The sequence below is a fragment of the Marinobacterium jannaschii DSM 6295 genome (assembly GCF_000620085.1).
Taxonomy (GTDB): Bacteria; Pseudomonadota; Gammaproteobacteria; order Pseudomonadales; family Balneatricaceae; genus Pontibacterium; species Pontibacterium jannaschii.
On the sequence record NZ_JHVJ01000022.1, the window covers coordinates 39,254 to 54,994 of the forward strand.

Genomic DNA, 15,741 nt, shown 5'->3' on the forward strand with positions numbered 1-15,741 from the left:
TTTAAGAAGTCCAGTCGCTTAATCGGGATCTTAGTCGCAATGCAGCCTGACTGTGAATCTGGCTCACCCGGGATTCACTGACACCAAGCACTTGCCCGATCTCTTTAAGGTTCAGCTCTTCGTCATAATAAAGCGCCAGCACAAGCTTTTCACGCTCGGGCAGGTTACTGATCGCACCGGTAAGGGCTTCCATAAAAGCCCCCTTTTCAACCTGTGCATTTGGCCCGGGATCATCACCGGCGATCATCTCCCCAGGTTGATTTTCTGTCGACGAAGTTATCTCATCCAGACTGAAAAGCCGGCTTTCCAGCGAATCCTTTAATAAGCTGTGGTACTCGTCCATCGAGACACCCAGCTCTTTTGCCACTTCTATGTCACTGGCATCCTTTCCCGTACGGGCTTCGATAATCTGAATGGTTTCGGCAATCTTCCGGCCATTTCGGTGGACTGAACGGGGGGTCCAGTCTCCGCGGCGAACCTCATCGATAATAGAACCGCGTATACGAATGCCGGCGTAGGTCTCAAAACTGGCCCCCTTTGAGGGATCATACTTGGTTGAGGCCTCCAGCAACCCAACCATGCCCGCCTGCAGCAGGTCATCCAGAACAACCGATGAGGGAAGCCGCGCCAGCAGATGATGAGCTATACGCTTTACCAGCGGGGCGTACTGCCTGATTAATTCTTCGCTGGAAGTAAACTGTAGCTGGTTGTACATGCCACCTCGGTCTTCAATTCCCTGTGCGTGCGCCTTGAACTAAACGCTCTACAAAAAACTCCAGATGACCTCTGGGCGTAGTGAGCACAGGCCAACTCTCTACTTTGTTGGCTAACTGACGATATGCTAATGCAGCCTTACTCTTGGGAAACGCTTTTAAAACAGCAGCTTGCCTTTGAACCGCCTTACGTACCGACTCATCATAAGGTATTGATCCGACATATTGAAGGGTAACATCAAGAAAGCGGTCGGTAACGGTCTGGAGCTTACTGAACATATTCCGCCCCTCCTGTTCGGTACGCACCATATTGGCAAGTACCCGGAAGCGTGTCATCTGATAATCGCGGTTGAGCAGTTTAATCAACGCATATGCATCTGTAATTGACGTAGGTTCGTCACAGACGACAACCAACACTTCCTGAGCCGCCCGGACAAAGTTAATCACAGAATCCGAAATACCCGCAGCTGTATCCACAACCAGTACATCCATCTGATCCGCTACATCATTAAACGCATGGATCAGTTCAGCATGCTCATGCACACTGAGGGCCGTCATCTCCTGAGTGCCCGAGCTGGCCGGAACAATACTCATAAAGTCATTGTACGGCACCATCACTTCAGACAGCCCGCAACGGCCATCCAGTACGTCAGCTATGGTCTTAGAGGGTTTAAGTCCCAGCAACACGTCCACATTGGCCAGGCCAAGATCGGCGTCCATCAGGACCACCCGCTGCTCAGTCTGACTCAGGGCAAGTGCTAGATTAACCGAGACATTGGTTTTCCCTACCCCGCCTTTACCACCGGTCACGGCAATCACTCTTACGGGCTTGGTTGCTGTCATCATTACTAATACCTTTAGCCTCAGCCCACTTTGTGGAACTCATTGCCACCCAAACCGGCACTGATATTACTGTAGCCTGCTTCAATCGATTTCTGTGCCGTTACAACGGCCCGGCTGACCAGATCGTGCTTACGGGCAACGCCGATGTCATCCGGTATCTTCTGCCCATCAGCTACGTAGGCCACCGACAGCTTGCGCTCAACCACAAACGACAGCGCATCACCCAAACTGCCGGATTCATCCAGCTTACTCAGAACACAGCCATGCAGCCCCAGCTTCGCGTAAGCTGCATAACCCTGTTCCATCAACTGACGCTGACTGGAGCAGGACACCACCAGCAACTTTTTCATCCTGACGCTGATATTCTCAAGCATCTCCAGCTGGTCCTGACTGTGCGCTTCCTGCGCATTGAGGCCGGCAGTATCTATCAGCACCAGACGCTTATTCCGCAAGCTTTTCAGAACCTCATCCAGAGGGTGGCTTTCATCGACCACCCGTACCGGCACATCGAGAATACGTCCGAATGTCTTTAACTGTTCATGGGCGGCAATCCGATAGGTATCGGTAGTTACCAGGGCAACACTTGAGCTGCCGTTCTGCAGCACATAGCGTGCCGCGAGTTTGCCGATCGTGGTGGTTTTCCCTACTCCGGTCGGCCCGAGAAAGGCGATCATGCCACCACGCTCTATAAAGTCATCACCGATCACCGGTATCGAATCTGACAACTTAGCCAGGGTGTTGCGCCAGGCGCTTTCAGGCTCCAATCCTGACTCGACCCCACTCATCAGGTGTACTCTGAGACGATCACTGATACCCAGCAACTCAAGCTTTCTCGCCACCGGGCCCGCCTGCGCGCCATTACTTTGCGGTGGAGGCGGCGGAGGCGGCTGTTGCATCTGCTGTTGCTGCACCTGTTGTTGCTGCATTTGCTGCTGCAGCATGGTCTTAAGCTGGTTAATCTCCTGCTGCATGGCACTGATCCGTGCCTGCTCTTCTGCGGACGGATGTGCTGGAGCGGGGGGAACAGCCGGTTCTTCCCTGGCCTGAACAAAGTGGCGGTGCGCCTGATCGGCCCGGGCCTTCTGGCGGTCCTTTAAGGAGTCCAGGATGGCACGCAGATCCTCTTCGCTGTCTCTCTCAATCTGGCGGTTGCGACCACTGGGTGGTTCCAGTGGCTCACCCTGCTGAGCAGCAGCTATCCGGGCCTGCGCCTTACGCAGCTCATCAGACAGGTCCGGCTCTGGCCGCCCTTTTGAAGTCAGCGTTTTGACCTGCTCATCCCTGCGCTGTCGACGCTGACGCTCACTTTTAAACTCTGCCTGCGCGGCCTCGTACTCTTGCTCGTGAGCGGCAACTACTTCAACGCCTCCGGCCACCTTATGATTGGAGACAATGACCGCATCAGGGCCAATCTCCTCTCGCACGCGGCGCATAGCCTGGCGCATATCAGGGGCAAAAAAGCGTTTAACTTTCATAAGTTACCTTCATATCGGCCGGGCAGTCCGAATCTTCACAAATGATTAACCATTTGCCTGACCGCCCACGGTCGCGACTATAGTTACCTTTTTATTTTCAGGTATTTCCTGATAGGACAACACATAAATCTGATGATCGCCATAGCGAACAAACTTTGCCAACAACGGCCGCACCGGCGCAGCAACCAGTAACACCGACGGCAATCCCTTTAATTCCTGCTGTGTTGCGGTCTCAGATAGCGATACCTGCAACCGCTCCGCCATCCCCGGTTCCAGTACCAGCCCGGCATCGGCGTTACCCTGATGCACCGAATTCAGCAACAGCTGTTCCAATTGCGGGTCCAGCGTAATAACCGGTAACTCGGGTTCAGCGCCATTAATAGTCTGTACTATCAACCTCGCCAGACCGACCCTCACCGCCGCCGTTAATGCCAGCGGATCCTGCGTCCGGCTGACTGCATCGGCCAGGGTCTCGGTAATAGTCCGGAAATCCTTCAGCGGCACTTGTTCCATCAGCAGGTTCTGCAAAACCTTCAATAAAGTACTAACCGACAACTTTCCGGGTATAAGCTCTTCTACCAGTTTAGGCGAAGATTTCGCCAACATATCAATAAGTTGCTGAACCTCTTCATGCCCGAGCAATTCATGGGCATGAGATTGCAGCAGCTGATTGAGATGCGTAGCCACCACCGTCGCCGCATCAACCACGGTATAACCCAGTGACTGCGCCTGCTCTTTATTCGACTGTTCAACCCAGATCGCGTCGAGGCCGAATGCCGGATCCTTAACTTCGATTCCCTGCACAGACCCGAACACCTGCCCCGGATTAATCGCCAGTTCTCGATCCGGATAGATCTCGGCTTCTCCCACAATAACCCCCATCAGCGTGATGCGATAGGCACCGGGCATCAGATCAAGGTTATCCCTGATATGAACCGAGGGTACCAGGAAGCCCAGATCCTGAGAGAGTTTCTTACGCACCCCCTTGATGCGGTTCAGCAACTGGCCTCCCTGCATCTTATCCACCATGGGGATAAGACGGTATCCAACCTCCAGCCCGACCATATCGACCGGCATCACATCATCCCAGTCAAGCTCACGCTGCTCCTCCGCCGGGGCATCCTCAGCGGCGGCAGCCACGTCCGCATCGGCCTGATTCAGGGCAGCAGCCTGTTCCTTTTTCGCCTTCTGGCTCAGCCACCAGGCACCACCGCCGGCAGCCGCGGCCAGAGACAGGAAAGCCAGATGCGGCATCCCCGGCACAGACCCCATAATTCCGAGGATAGCCGCCGTAACCGCCAGGGCCTTGGGCGAACCAAACAACTGCCCCAGAACCTGATTACCCACGTCGTGGGTTGTGTTCTGACGCGTCACCATAATCGCAGCTGCAGTCGACAGCAGCAGCGACGGGATCTGAGCGACCAGACCATCACCGATGGTCAGCAAGGAGTAAAAGCGTGCAGCCGTTTCAAAGTCCAGGTCATGCTGCAACATCCCGATCAGCAAGCCACCGAGAATGTTGATGACCAGCACCATGATGCCCGCGACCGCGTCGCCCCGGACAAACTTGGAGGCACCGTCCATAGACCCGTAGAAGTCGGCCTCCTGGGTCACATCTTCGCGCCGGGCTCGTGCCTGCTCCTGATCGATCAGACCGGCATTCAGGTCGGCATCAATCGCCATCTGCTTACCCGGCATAGCGTCCAGGGTAAAGCGGGCACTTACTTCCGAAATACGGCCGGCACCTTTGGTCACCACGACAAAGTTGATGATAACCAGGATCAGAAAGACGACCAGACCGACGACATAGTTACCACCGATCACCACCTCACCGAAGGCCTCGATCACCTTACCGGCGGCATCTCCCCCCTCATGACCGTATAGCAGGACCACACGGGTCGAAGCCACATTCAGCGCCAGCCGCATCAGAGTCGCGGCCAGCAGAATGGTCGGAAATACAGCAAAATCCAGTGGCCGCAATGAGTAGATACTCACCAGCAGTACTACAATCGACAATGCGATGTTAAACGTAAAAAGCACATCCAGCAGAAACGGCGGCATCGGCAATGTCACCATTGCCATAATAATCAGCAGCAACAGCGGGATACCCAGGTTCCCGTGTCCTAAACTGCGTAAATTGCCGGTGACCGTACTGCGATCAATCTGCATCCCGAAAAGCGTCAAATTTTTGTCTTCCAAACCTAAGTAAATCAACCGATATTCAAACTGCGCTTATATTAACAGCGTTGAGGGCACAGTTTTTTGACACTCTGACAAAAACCCAGAAAAATTTGCAATTTTCCGGCCAACTATTCAGGGTCTATTCGCAATTCATCCGGAATATCCATTTCAGATTCCCGCAACGGCTGTGGCCGCTCTGCCTGCCTCGCCTTAAACCGCTTCAGCTGATATACGTGTGCCAGCACCTGCGCCACGGCCATATAAAGTCCGGCAGGGATCTCCTGATCAACCTCAGTAGAATGATAGATCGCACGCGCCAGCGGCGGTGCAGAAAGCACCGGGACATCATGCTCCTGCGCAATTTCACGGATTTTCAAAGCAACAAAATCCCCGCCCTTAGCCAGCAGAATCGGCGCGTCTCCCCGCCCCTCTTCATACTTCAGCGCCACGGAATAGTGAGTCGGGTTGGTGATCACCACGTCAGCCTCCGGCACCTGACTCATCATCTGCCGCTGCGCAATCTCACGCTGCAACTGACGTATGCGCCCCTTGACCTCGGGCTTACCTTCGCTGTTCTTCATCTCATCCTTGATCTCCTGCATCGTCATCTTCATTTTCTTGTTATACGAATACAGCTGGAAGGGCACATCTACCAGCGCGATCAGGATCAGAGTCGCACTCAATACCATAAAGACCCACATCAGCATCGATACAGCTTCAGCGATAGCGCCGCGTACGTTACTTTCACTGAGAGATATCAGGTCGGCCCGGATAAGCCACAACATCGCGACAGCAAAGCTTCCCACCAAACCAAACTTCGCCAGCGCCTTGAGCAGTTCAACCAGGGCATTCATCGAAAACATCCGCTTCAGACCGGAGAGCGGATTAAGACGACTTCCCTTCGGGGCCAGTGCCTGCATACTGAAGTTCCACCCCCCCAGGGTGATCGGCGTCAGCAGAGCGGCAATCAGCAAGGCGGCAAAGAATCCGATCAGTCCGATCAGGGCGTCGCCCATCGAATGCCCGAGGTGGGTGAACATATAGGCACTGTCGTAACCCGCCTCACGCGGCAGGCTGAAGTTAAACTCCATCATGCCAATCATCCGCTCAACCAGTTGGTCGCCAAACAACATTGCCGATGCCACTGATGCCAGCAGTATTGCCATCGTTATCAGTTCACGCGATCGCGGAATATCGCCTTTGTCCCGCGCTTCCTGCAATCGCTTCGCCGTGGGCTCTTCCGAGCGTTCCTGCCCTGAATCTTCGGCCATTAATCCCTCCTCACATCAGCAAACTGGTAATGTAATTCAGCATGAACTCCGACAGGCGCCGGTACTGCCCGAGGAAGCCTCCCAGATTCGCCCAGACAATCAACATCCCCATCAACATGGTAAAAGGGAAACCAATCGCAAAAATATTCAGCTGAGGAGCCGCCCGGGTCATAATGCCAAAGGCAAAGTTCACCACCAGCAGTGAAGTCACCGCCGGTAACGCCATCAGCAATGCGGCCGAAAACAGCCAGGTACCGGAACGGACAATCTTCCAAAGACTTGCATCCGGCAATCCACCAGAGCCAATCGGAATCAGGTGAAAGCTCCGGGCCAGTATATCGATCATTACCAGGTGCCCGTTCATGGTAATAAACAACACCATTACCAGAGTCAGGTAAAACTGCCCCAACATAACCACAGAGATACCGTTCGCAGGGTCGGTCATCGAAGCAAAACCCAGACCCATCTGCTGCGCAATCATCTGCCCTCCCAGCACAACCACCTGAAACAACACCTGCACCATAAAGCCCATCACGATGCCGATCAGTATCTGCTGCGCGACCACGATCCAGGTCTCAACAGCCAGGGCGTTAAAAGACGGAATCTCAGGCAGCCCCGGCAGCAGCAGAATGGTCAACACAATTGCCAGCCCGAGGCGGATATTCACGGGCAGCAGCTGCGAACCGATAATCGGGATAACCATCAGAAAGGAGGCCACGCGGAACAGCGGCAAAAGAAAGGTCGCCACCATGGATTCGATCTGCAGGAAGCTGAGCTCGAACACGGCACTTACCCGATCAGGATCGGAATATTGAGAAACAGATAATTAAACAGATCCATTAACCGGGTCAGTATCCAGGGGCCGGCCGACATCACGACCAATAGCGTGATGAGTAATCGGGGCAGGAAGCTCAGGGTCTGCTCATTGATCTGGGTGGCGGCCTGAAACATCGATATCACCAGCCCGACCATCAGACTGGGCAGCACGATCACCGAAACCAGTACCACCACCAGGAAAAATGCGTCACCAAACAGATCCAGCACTACCTCAGGCGTCATCCTGCATCCTCCCTAAAGTCCGAAGCTCGCAGCCAGCGTGCCGATCACCATCGCCCAACCATCCACCAATACAAACAGCATCAACTTGAACGGTAAAGAGATAATCACCGGTGACAGCATCATCATACCCATCGCCATCAATACACTGGCGACGACCAGATCCAGCACCAGAAACGGGATAAACAACATAAACCCTATCTGGAAGGCGGTTTTAAGCTCACTGGTGACAAATGCCGGCACCAGTACCGTGAAAGGGATATCCTCAGGCGTGGCAACCGGAGGCGTCTTTGACAGCTTCATAAACAGATCGAGATCGGTTTCCCGTGTCTGTCGCACCATAAACTGGCGAAACGGGCCGCTGGCAGCCTGAACCGCCTCAAATGCCGTCAGCTCCTCCTGGATATAAGGCTGCACAGCAACCTCGTTCACCTTATCCAGTACCGGCCCCATAATAAACAGACTCAGAAACAGGGCCAGTCCCACCAGCACCTGGTTGGAGGGCGTTTGCTGAAGTCCGAGCGCCTGACGCAATATGGCAAAGACAACGATGATCCGGGTAAAGGAGGTCATCATCATCACCATCGCCGGCAGGAACGTCAGCAATGTCATCAGCGCGAGGATCTGAATCGTCACACTGTAGTTGGTCGCACCATCCTCACCGGTAACAACATTTACAGCAGGTATTCCGGTATCGGCAGCGAGTGCCGGTACCGACAGCAGCACCAGCAGAAAGAGACTGAACAGCGACTTCATTGGCCGGGAGTCCTCTGCTGGACGGCATCACGCAAGCGTGAGGCAAATGCCTCCCCCTCCGGCTCGCTGATGACCGGCTCGTCAAAGCGCGTCAAAAGATTGACTCTACCGGGAGCCACCCCTAACAGCATCTGTTGACCACCAACTTCTACCAGCACCGCTTTTTCCCGGGTCCCCAGGGGCAAAACAGCCAGTGTTTTCAGCTTTTTCTGCTGAGGCACGGCGCCCATAAAGCGGCGTGCCACCCAGGCCAGCACCAGAATCAGTGCGATAACAATGGCCAGGCCTGTCACCAACTGGACAACAGCGTCCATTGCAAAGGGATCCGGAACTGAATCTTTTTCGGCTGCGGACAGCGGCAAAGCGACCATCAACAGGCTGTATGCTATCCGCATCAGGGCTTCCTATTTGAGGCGACGAATACGTTCCTGCGGACTGATCACATCAGTCAGACGAATACCGTAGCGCTCGTTAACCACAACAACCTCGCCATGGGCGATCAGCGTGCCGTTGACTTTGACATCCAGCGGCTCACCCGCCATGCGATCCAGCTCAATCACGGAACCCTGGTTAAGCTGCAACAGGTTACGGATAGCAATATCGGTCTCTCCGACCTCCATAGACAGGGTGACGGGGATATCAAGAATCACATCCAGTTTGGGGTCAGCTACCGGCTGACCTTCATCCTGGAGCTCATCCAACTCGACTGCGCGAGGCTGTTCGCCGGCAGGCTCTTCAGCGGCCTCGTCACCGCCAACCTGCTCTTCCATTGCCGCAGCCCACTCATCCGCCAACGCCTGTTGGTCTACATCTTTATCATCAGCCATTCAGACCTTTCCCCGATTCTATCCGTTGGGTGAATGTTACTCTTTGGAAAAATCAACAATCTTGGCAGCCAGGTTACTTCTGCTACTGCCCAGCTTACACTCGAACACTGGCACCTTATTCACCTTCAGTTTGAAGGTTTCGGGCAGCTCGATCGGGATTATGTCCCCTTTTTCAAGCTCCATCACATCCCGCAGCGTCATCTCGCGCTCCGCCAGAGTGATATGGAGCTTCATCTCGGCCCGCGTGATATCGCGTCTCAGGGCAACCTGCCAACGCTCATCTTTCTCATCATCAGAACTCTTGAAGCCTGCCACCAGCAGCTCACGAATAGGCTCCAGCATTGAGTACGGCAACGCCAGATGGAATTCGCCGCTTCCACCCTCAAGATCAACCTGAAAGGTACTGACCACTACCACCTCCGTCGGATTAACGACGTTAGCCATGGCCGGATTCACTTCATGCCCCAGGTGCTCGAACTCCACCTCAAGCACCGCATCCCAGGCATCCTTGAGATCGACGAAAAACTGATCAATAACCTTATGCACCAGACGTGTTTCTGTCGGGGTAAATTCGCGCCCTTCAATCTTGGCATGACGTCCGTCACCGCCAAAGAAGTTATCCACGAGTTTGAATACCAGCTTGGCATCCATAATAAACAAGGCCGTTCCCCGCAGCGGCGACATCCGCACCAGGTTCATACTGGTAGGCACATAAAGAGTATGAACGTAATCGCCATACTTCATCACCTGAATTCCACCCACCGTGACATCTGCGGCGCGCCGGAGCAGGTTGAAGAGGCTCATTCGGGTCAGGCGGGCAAAACGCTCATTTATCATTTCGAGCGTCGGCATCCGCCCGCGGACAATACGCTCCTGACTGGCAAGATCGTAGGAACGAACCTCCCCTTCCTCTTCAGATTCTTCATCAGAGGTTTCGACATCTCCATCGTCTACTCCGTGTAACAGAGCATCGATTTCATCCTGTGAGAGAAGGTCCTTTACTGACATTGCTTTATACCCGGCCTGCTTACTGCATTACAAAGTTGGTAAACAATACGGTTTCCACACCCGGCTTGCCGATGCGCTCCATCATGACCTCCCTGACCAGGTCGGTCGCATGCTGGCGCAACGCTACCTTACCGGACTGAGTCTGAAGCGTCTCAAAGGTCTGCGTGGAGAAAAATGCATTCAGGCGAGAGACAACGACTGGCATATGCAGTTTCAGCGCATCTGCCACCACCTGGTCGCGGCTTTTGGCTTCAACATAGGCCTGCATATAGTGTGAGCGACCATCCGCCGACTGCAAAGTCACAACGAACATCGGCCGCCCTTCCATCGTCCTGACCTTGGTATAGATCGCCTGTTGACGTTCGGTGGACTGTTCAGCCTCAGCCTCTTCCGTTTCGGCGACCTCTTCGCTGGAATCGCCCAACAGAAAGTAAGCGGCACCCGCACCACCACCGCCTACAACTAAAAGGGCAACTACAAGAATGATAATCAGCTTGAGCTTCGACTTTTTCTTTCCGCCGCTCTCTTCTGCTGCATTATCCTGTTCGTCGGCCATATTAGCGTCCCTCGTGTGTTAAAAAGAATATTTACCGGTCGTACCCAACCGGTAAATATAACACACAGATTTACCCGCTATACATCAGGCGTAGTAATCTACCAGAGAAATTGCACGCCCATCGGCCGGAGAAGGTTCGGCATCCGCCGGGGTACCGTCAGCGGCAGCGCCGGAATCGTAACCTGCGAACTCAGACTGCGCACGCTCGCGCCCTTCATTCGCCTGGCCGCCAGACTGATCTGACACGGATGAATCAGCCAGTGTCATACCCTGTTCGGCAAACATCTCCCGCAGCCGGGGCATCGCCTGCTCCAGTGCATCCCTGACAGCGCCATGAGGCGAGCTAAAGCTCAGGCTGACCTGATCCTGATTGACCTGAACCCTGACCTTCAATGCCCCCAGCTCGGGTGGATCAAGCTGAATCTCGGCCACCTTACTGTTTTGCGCAGACAGCCAGACCGCTTTTTCACCCACCTCATTACGCCATGCCGGCGTATTCAGCTGCGGCTGACTGTTCATCTGCATCTGATGAGGCGTTTCCCTGACGGCAGCCGCACTCCCGGTGGTAGCTGACTGCAATGCAGATACCGTCGCAGCAGCAGCCTCAGTCCGGCTCAGACTCTCTACGCCCGGGGTAGCCGACTGCGAGGAGATATCCATTGGAAGTGACTTCTCCTGTTGCACTGGCCGCTGCAACAGCGCCTGTAGATTCTCAGGTAAGGCGGCTTCAAACCGGCCGGCAGAAGAATTCACCAGTTCAACGACAGGGGCCGCAGTCGTAACTCCCTGGACGGCTACGGGCTGTTGACGCTGTGCTGCCGCCCCTGGTGGCGGCTGCTCGGATTCAAGGCTCCCGACATCGACAGAGCGCACCTGGGAAAGCGGCTCATTGCTCCTGGCAGAAGCCAGTCTTCGCTGCTCAGCCGTAAGGCTGTCAGCAGCTTCCTGTACCACTGCAGCCGCTGCCGCAGACTGCGGTGCCAGCGTCGACCCTGCAACTGACTGGGTCTCGGACACCGGTCGTGCAGGCTCATCAATCGTGACGTCCGCAGCCGGAGCCGCGCTCAACACCGGGGTATCAACGGCCGTGCGCGGCTGATGACTGCCCTGATCGGCTTGAATTGCAGGCGATTTCTCAGGCAGGCTACTGTCAGCCAGTGCATCCGGCCGGACACCGTCCAGGGTTAATGCATCAACCCCCCTGGTGGAGCGGGTAGCCTCGGATACAGCGCCCGACACCCCAGGATCATTTGCCGGATGCTGAGCACCCGGCATAACAGAGGGGCGATCAGCCAATAATTCCGGGACTTTATCGTTTGCAGGCCCGATTTCAGATCGAGACTGCTGCAGCGCAGCTTCAGACACCGGAGGTTGCGTCATCCCAGACTGACTTCCAGCCAGCGGATCTGCCATTACGGCAGCCCCACCTTTGCCAGAGGGCATTGACTGGAGATTGTCAGTAGCGGCCTTGCCGGCTACCGCTTGATCTCGCAAAGAAACAGAGAGCGGCACTGTGTCCTGGGGAGACTGACCGATATCCGTTACTGAAGCGTCTTTTACCGGTGCCGGCGGCACGCCAACTGCGACGCCCGGCTTATCATCCGATTCCGTCTGTAAGCCCTGTGACGGCGATCCCTGAGGAGAAGATCCCGCTTGCGGTAGTGGTGATGACTCTAAGGAAGGGGCAGCCATGTCAGACACAACACCGGTGCTATTCGCTGACTGTGGATTTTCAGCCTGCACAACTCCCTCTCCGGCGATCAGCTGCGGGGCTCGGGCGGCGGTCCCTGGCTGTAACCGTTCAGATGGCAACAAACCACTGTCCGAAGACAGGGTTTCAGGCAAAGTCTCAGCCGGCGACGGAACAGCTGGCGTTACTTCAGCGGCCGGAGGCATATCGCTGTCATTGACTGCTGATAACTGTCGCGCCAGGGCCTGCAAAACCGGGTCATCGGACTGTTCGGCAAACTGTTTCAATCGGTCCAGATTGCGCAGCGGTTCAGGCAACATCTCGGAGAGTGCCTGTAATTGCCCGGAATTCAGTGGAGCCTGATCCGCCCGGCCATCAAGCCCTGCCAACAATTGCGGTAATTGTTGCGGTAGCTGCGGCCCGCTGCCTTCTGCGTCGGGCGGCAACGTCTCGCCCGGCAACGGCAATGACTGGCCTGTAGCACTCCACGGCAAAGTCGCAGTGGCAGAGGCCTGCGGAGTCAGCAAGCTGGTAAATGAAAAACCGGCAGGAGCGCCGCCAGAAGTGGCCATCAGGCCCGATGGCGCACTTCCCGGCATCTGAGTCGGGAGACTCAGAGGTAGTATGTTCGAGAGCTGGTCGCTCATATCTCCTCTCCCGGAAATAATGGTCCAGCCATATGTAGCAAAATAGGGGCCAATCCCCCTAATGATCAGATAAAGTTAGTCTTTACCAGCTGAGATCGCTCATCCAGCGCTTTTTGCAGCTGCTTATCTTCCTCTTTCTCTTCCTGCTCCCGGGCCGTGCGAACCAGTTTCTCCATGCCCTTCAACTTACCGTAGGTTTGCTTCCAGTGCTGTTCCACGGCCTGCAACTCACGCTGATGCATCTCAGCCGCTTTCTGCTGCTGCAGCAAAGCGGAGGTAATCTTCTGCATAAATGCCTGCTGGTTCTGCAACTCGGCCACACTCAGGCTCTGACCTGCGTTATTCCGGTACTGCTGCTGATAATCGCCCAGAAAAGCCTGCAACTGCTGCTCGCTCATTTTATCCTGCTCAACCCGGGCACGACTGGCTGCCAGCATCTGATCAGCTTCCTGCTTTCGGCGCTCAGCCAGGCCTCGGACCAGTTCCATTCTCTTGGACTTTTTAGCCATCTGTTACTCCTGCAAACCTGCTGTTAGCCCTGCGCCACAGTGGCACTGTTTGCGCCCGGCTGCGGTGTCGGCGCCAACGCCATTGCCAGGTGCTGAACCGACTCCCTGAGCGGATGAGCATCATTAATACCCTGCTGCAGGAAAGCCTTCAGCAAAGGCATTTTTTCGATCGCAAAGTCAGTATCCGGATCGCTGCCACGCACGTAGGCACCTACGGCAATCAGATCCTCATTCTGACGGTATTTTGAGTAAATCTGTTTCAGACGCAGCATCATCTGCAGATGCTCCGGTTCAACAATCTGCGGCATCGCCCTGCTGATCGAGGCCTCGATATCGATTGCAGGATAGTGTCCCTGCTCGGCAAGGCTGCGCGAAAGCACCACGTGGCCATCCAGGATCGCACGGGCAGAGTCCGCTACCGGGTCCTGCTGATCATCCCCTTCCGTCAGCACTGTATAGAAGGCGGTCACAGAGCCTCCACCCGCCTTGCCATTACCCGCCCGCTCAACCAGCTTAGGCAGCTTCGCAAACACAGAAGGAGGATAGCCTTTAGTGGCCGGAGGTTCCCCTACCGCCAGCGCAATCTCTCGCTGCGCCTGGGCATAACGGGTCAGTGAATCCATCAGCAACAATACGTTACGCCCCTGATCACGATAGTATTCGGCAATCCGGGTCGTCAACTGAGCCGCCCTCAATCGCATCAGGGGCGAATCATCTGCCGGTGATGCAATCACCACGGAGCGTTTCATCCCTTCTGGCCCGAGGCTATGCTCGATGAACTCCTTGACCTCTCGACCTCGCTCACCAATAAGCCCAACCACCGTGATCTCGGCTTCGGTGAACCGGGTCATCATTCCCAGCAATACCGATTTACCCACACCACTACCGGCAAACAGTCCCATGCGCTGTCCGCGACCGACGGTCAGCACCGAGTTAATGGCGCGTATACCCACATCCAGCGTCTGTTTAATGGGATCACGAATCAGGGGGTTGATAATCTCTCCTGCCAGCGAAACATGCTGCTCGGCATCAATAGGTCCGAGACCGTCGATCGGCTGGCCCGTGCCGTTCAGCACCCGCCCTAAAAGACCAGGTCCGACAGCAACCCCGGAGATATCCATCAGTGGATAAACTTTGGCACCCGGTTGCAATCCTTCAATGGGATGCAGGGGCATCAGGTAGATCCGGTCGCCGGAAAAACCCACCACCTCGGCCTCAACCCGCTGCGTTACGGAGATGGCGATCTGACAGCAGTCACCGACTGCCGCCTGAATCCCGACCGCTTCCAGCGTCAGGCCGATCATTCGGGTTATGCGGCCCTCGACCCTGAGCCTGGGTTTACGCAGTTTAAGCTGCTGATACCTCTGCAGCGAGGATAGAAGGCGACTCATCAGCCTGCCTCTTGAGTGGACTTTTCCAGCTGCTCAGAAAACTGCTCTACGACCTGCTGAAAAGCCGCCTGAATATCAGATTCAATCAGGGTGTTAGCGGTGGTTAGCTGACAACTGCCGCGACCAACCGTCTCTTCAGCCTGCAGCTCAATGTCAAAATTATGACGCGCCTTAACGGGTTCGACATATTCGATATCTGCCGGATTAAGCTTGATCTGAACCCGGCTGACAGGCGGGGGCAACTGCTCCAGCGCCTTAGTAATGGTACTCTGGATCAATTCAGGGCGGGTTGCCACTTCATGCTGTAAAACGGTTGAAGAGATCTTAAGTACCAGATCCAGCACCAGAGACTCCAGCTGAGCCTGCACCTGATCGCCCACCGGAGCCAGCTGGTCAGCCAGTTGCTGTAACAGTGCCTGAGCCTGAGCAATCTCTTGCTGCCCCTGGGCAAGCCCTTCCTGATGACCCTGCTCACGCCCCTCAGCCATGCCCTTCTCTAAGCCTTCGGCATGCCCTTTACTCACCCCTTCCTCATGACCTTTAGCCAGACCTTCCTGACGGCCCTGCTCCAGGCCTTCCTGATGGGCATCGTCACGAATCTGATCCAGATCGGCTACGGTAAGGCGTTCCGGTTCGAGCTCCAGCTCCTCATCAATAACAATAGTGCTGTCTTCAGGCTCTGGCGGCGGAATCTCTTCGATCTTGCGGTGCAACGCAACGATGTGCTCACCGGTAATATCTGGCAACGCCCAGCCGAGAGCCGCCTCAACCTGGGATGCCGGAATACGCTTGATGCTTTTATCGAACGGTTTCATATA

General features: G+C 55.3%; 16 protein-coding genes. All 16 read right to left on the bottom strand.

Features of this window, described 5'->3' with window-relative positions:
- Position 1: 1 nt before the first annotated feature.
- The 16 genes from Q354_RS0112070 to Q354_RS0112145 all read right to left on the bottom strand — a co-directional run bounded on the left by Q354_RS0112070 (position 2) and on the right by Q354_RS0112145 (position 15,738).
- Entirely contained in the window at positions 2-715 is a 714-nt protein-coding gene (locus Q354_RS0112070; RefSeq protein ID WP_027857824.1) for an RNA polymerase sigma factor FliA, read from the bottom strand.
- A gap of 13 nt (positions 716-728) precedes the next feature.
- The gene (locus Q354_RS0112075) at positions 729-1,556 is read right to left on the bottom strand and encodes a MinD/ParA family protein (RefSeq protein ID WP_027857825.1); all 828 of its coding nucleotides are present in this window, start codon (positions 1,554-1,556) and stop codon (positions 729-731) included.
- A 20-nt stretch (positions 1,557-1,576) separates the two neighbouring features.
- Complete coding sequence (flhF, locus tag Q354_RS0112080; protein WP_027857826.1) at positions 1,577-3,031, bottom strand: flagellar biosynthesis protein FlhF; 1,455 nt, start codon at positions 3,029-3,031, stop codon at positions 1,577-1,579.
- A 45-nt stretch (positions 3,032-3,076) separates the two neighbouring features.
- Entirely contained in the window at positions 3,077-5,200 is a 2,124-nt protein-coding gene (gene flhA / locus Q354_RS0112085; RefSeq protein WP_084332573.1) for a flagellar biosynthesis protein FlhA, read from the bottom strand.
- A gap of 140 nt (positions 5,201-5,340) precedes the next feature.
- Positions 5,341-6,483 (bottom strand): flagellar biosynthesis protein FlhB, encoded by a 1,143-nt coding sequence (gene flhB, locus Q354_RS0112090; RefSeq protein WP_027857828.1) that lies wholly within the window; start codon positions 6,481-6,483, stop codon positions 5,341-5,343.
- Between the two features lie 10 nt (positions 6,484-6,493).
- Positions 6,494-7,267, bottom strand: coding sequence for a flagellar biosynthetic protein FliR (gene fliR, locus Q354_RS0112095; RefSeq protein ID WP_027857829.1), 774 nt, complete (start codon positions 7,265-7,267; stop codon positions 6,494-6,496).
- A gap of 5 nt (positions 7,268-7,272) precedes the next feature.
- Positions 7,273-7,542: a flagellar biosynthesis protein FliQ gene (gene fliQ / locus Q354_RS0112100; RefSeq protein ID WP_027857830.1), complete on the bottom strand. Its 270-nt coding sequence runs from the start codon at positions 7,540-7,542 to the stop codon at positions 7,273-7,275.
- A 12-nt stretch (positions 7,543-7,554) separates the two neighbouring features.
- Positions 7,555-8,295 (bottom strand): flagellar type III secretion system pore protein FliP, encoded by a 741-nt coding sequence (fliP, locus tag Q354_RS0112105; RefSeq protein ID WP_027857831.1) that lies wholly within the window; start codon positions 8,293-8,295, stop codon positions 7,555-7,557.
- Positions 8,292-8,690, bottom strand: coding sequence for a flagellar biosynthetic protein FliO (fliO, locus tag Q354_RS25590; RefSeq protein ID WP_051560091.1), 399 nt, complete (start codon positions 8,688-8,690; stop codon positions 8,292-8,294). Before fliO ends, fliP begins: the two co-directional genes overlap by 4 nt.
- 9 nt (positions 8,691-8,699) lie before the next feature.
- The gene (gene fliN, locus Q354_RS0112115) at positions 8,700-9,122 is read right to left on the bottom strand and encodes a flagellar motor switch protein FliN (RefSeq protein WP_027857832.1); all 423 of its coding nucleotides are present in this window, start codon (positions 9,120-9,122) and stop codon (positions 8,700-8,702) included.
- Between the two features lie 36 nt (positions 9,123-9,158).
- Positions 9,159-10,130, bottom strand: coding sequence for a flagellar motor switch protein FliM (gene fliM / locus Q354_RS0112120; protein ID WP_027857833.1), 972 nt, complete (start codon positions 10,128-10,130; stop codon positions 9,159-9,161).
- 19 nt (positions 10,131-10,149) lie between these two features.
- A complete protein-coding gene (locus Q354_RS0112125; protein ID WP_027857834.1) occupies positions 10,150-10,686 on the bottom strand; it encodes a flagellar basal body-associated FliL family protein in 537 nt (178 codons plus the stop codon).
- Positions 10,687-10,770: 84 nt separating this feature from the next.
- Positions 10,771-13,023: a flagellar hook-length control protein FliK gene (locus tag Q354_RS28255; RefSeq protein ID WP_156948309.1), complete on the bottom strand. Its 2,253-nt coding sequence runs from the start codon at positions 13,021-13,023 to the stop codon at positions 10,771-10,773.
- Positions 13,024-13,088: 65 nt separating this feature from the next.
- A complete protein-coding gene (gene fliJ / locus Q354_RS0112135; RefSeq protein ID WP_084332574.1) occupies positions 13,089-13,532 on the bottom strand; it encodes a flagellar export protein FliJ in 444 nt (147 codons plus the stop codon).
- A 23-nt stretch (positions 13,533-13,555) separates the two neighbouring features.
- A complete protein-coding gene (fliI, locus tag Q354_RS0112140; protein WP_027857836.1) occupies positions 13,556-14,923 on the bottom strand; it encodes a flagellar protein export ATPase FliI in 1,368 nt (455 codons plus the stop codon).
- A complete protein-coding gene (locus Q354_RS0112145) occupies positions 14,923-15,738 on the bottom strand; it encodes a FliH/SctL family protein (RefSeq protein ID WP_027857837.1) in 816 nt (271 codons plus the stop codon). The genes fliI and Q354_RS0112145 overlap by 1 nt, the downstream gene beginning before the upstream one ends.
- Positions 15,739-15,741 lie beyond the last annotated feature (3 nt).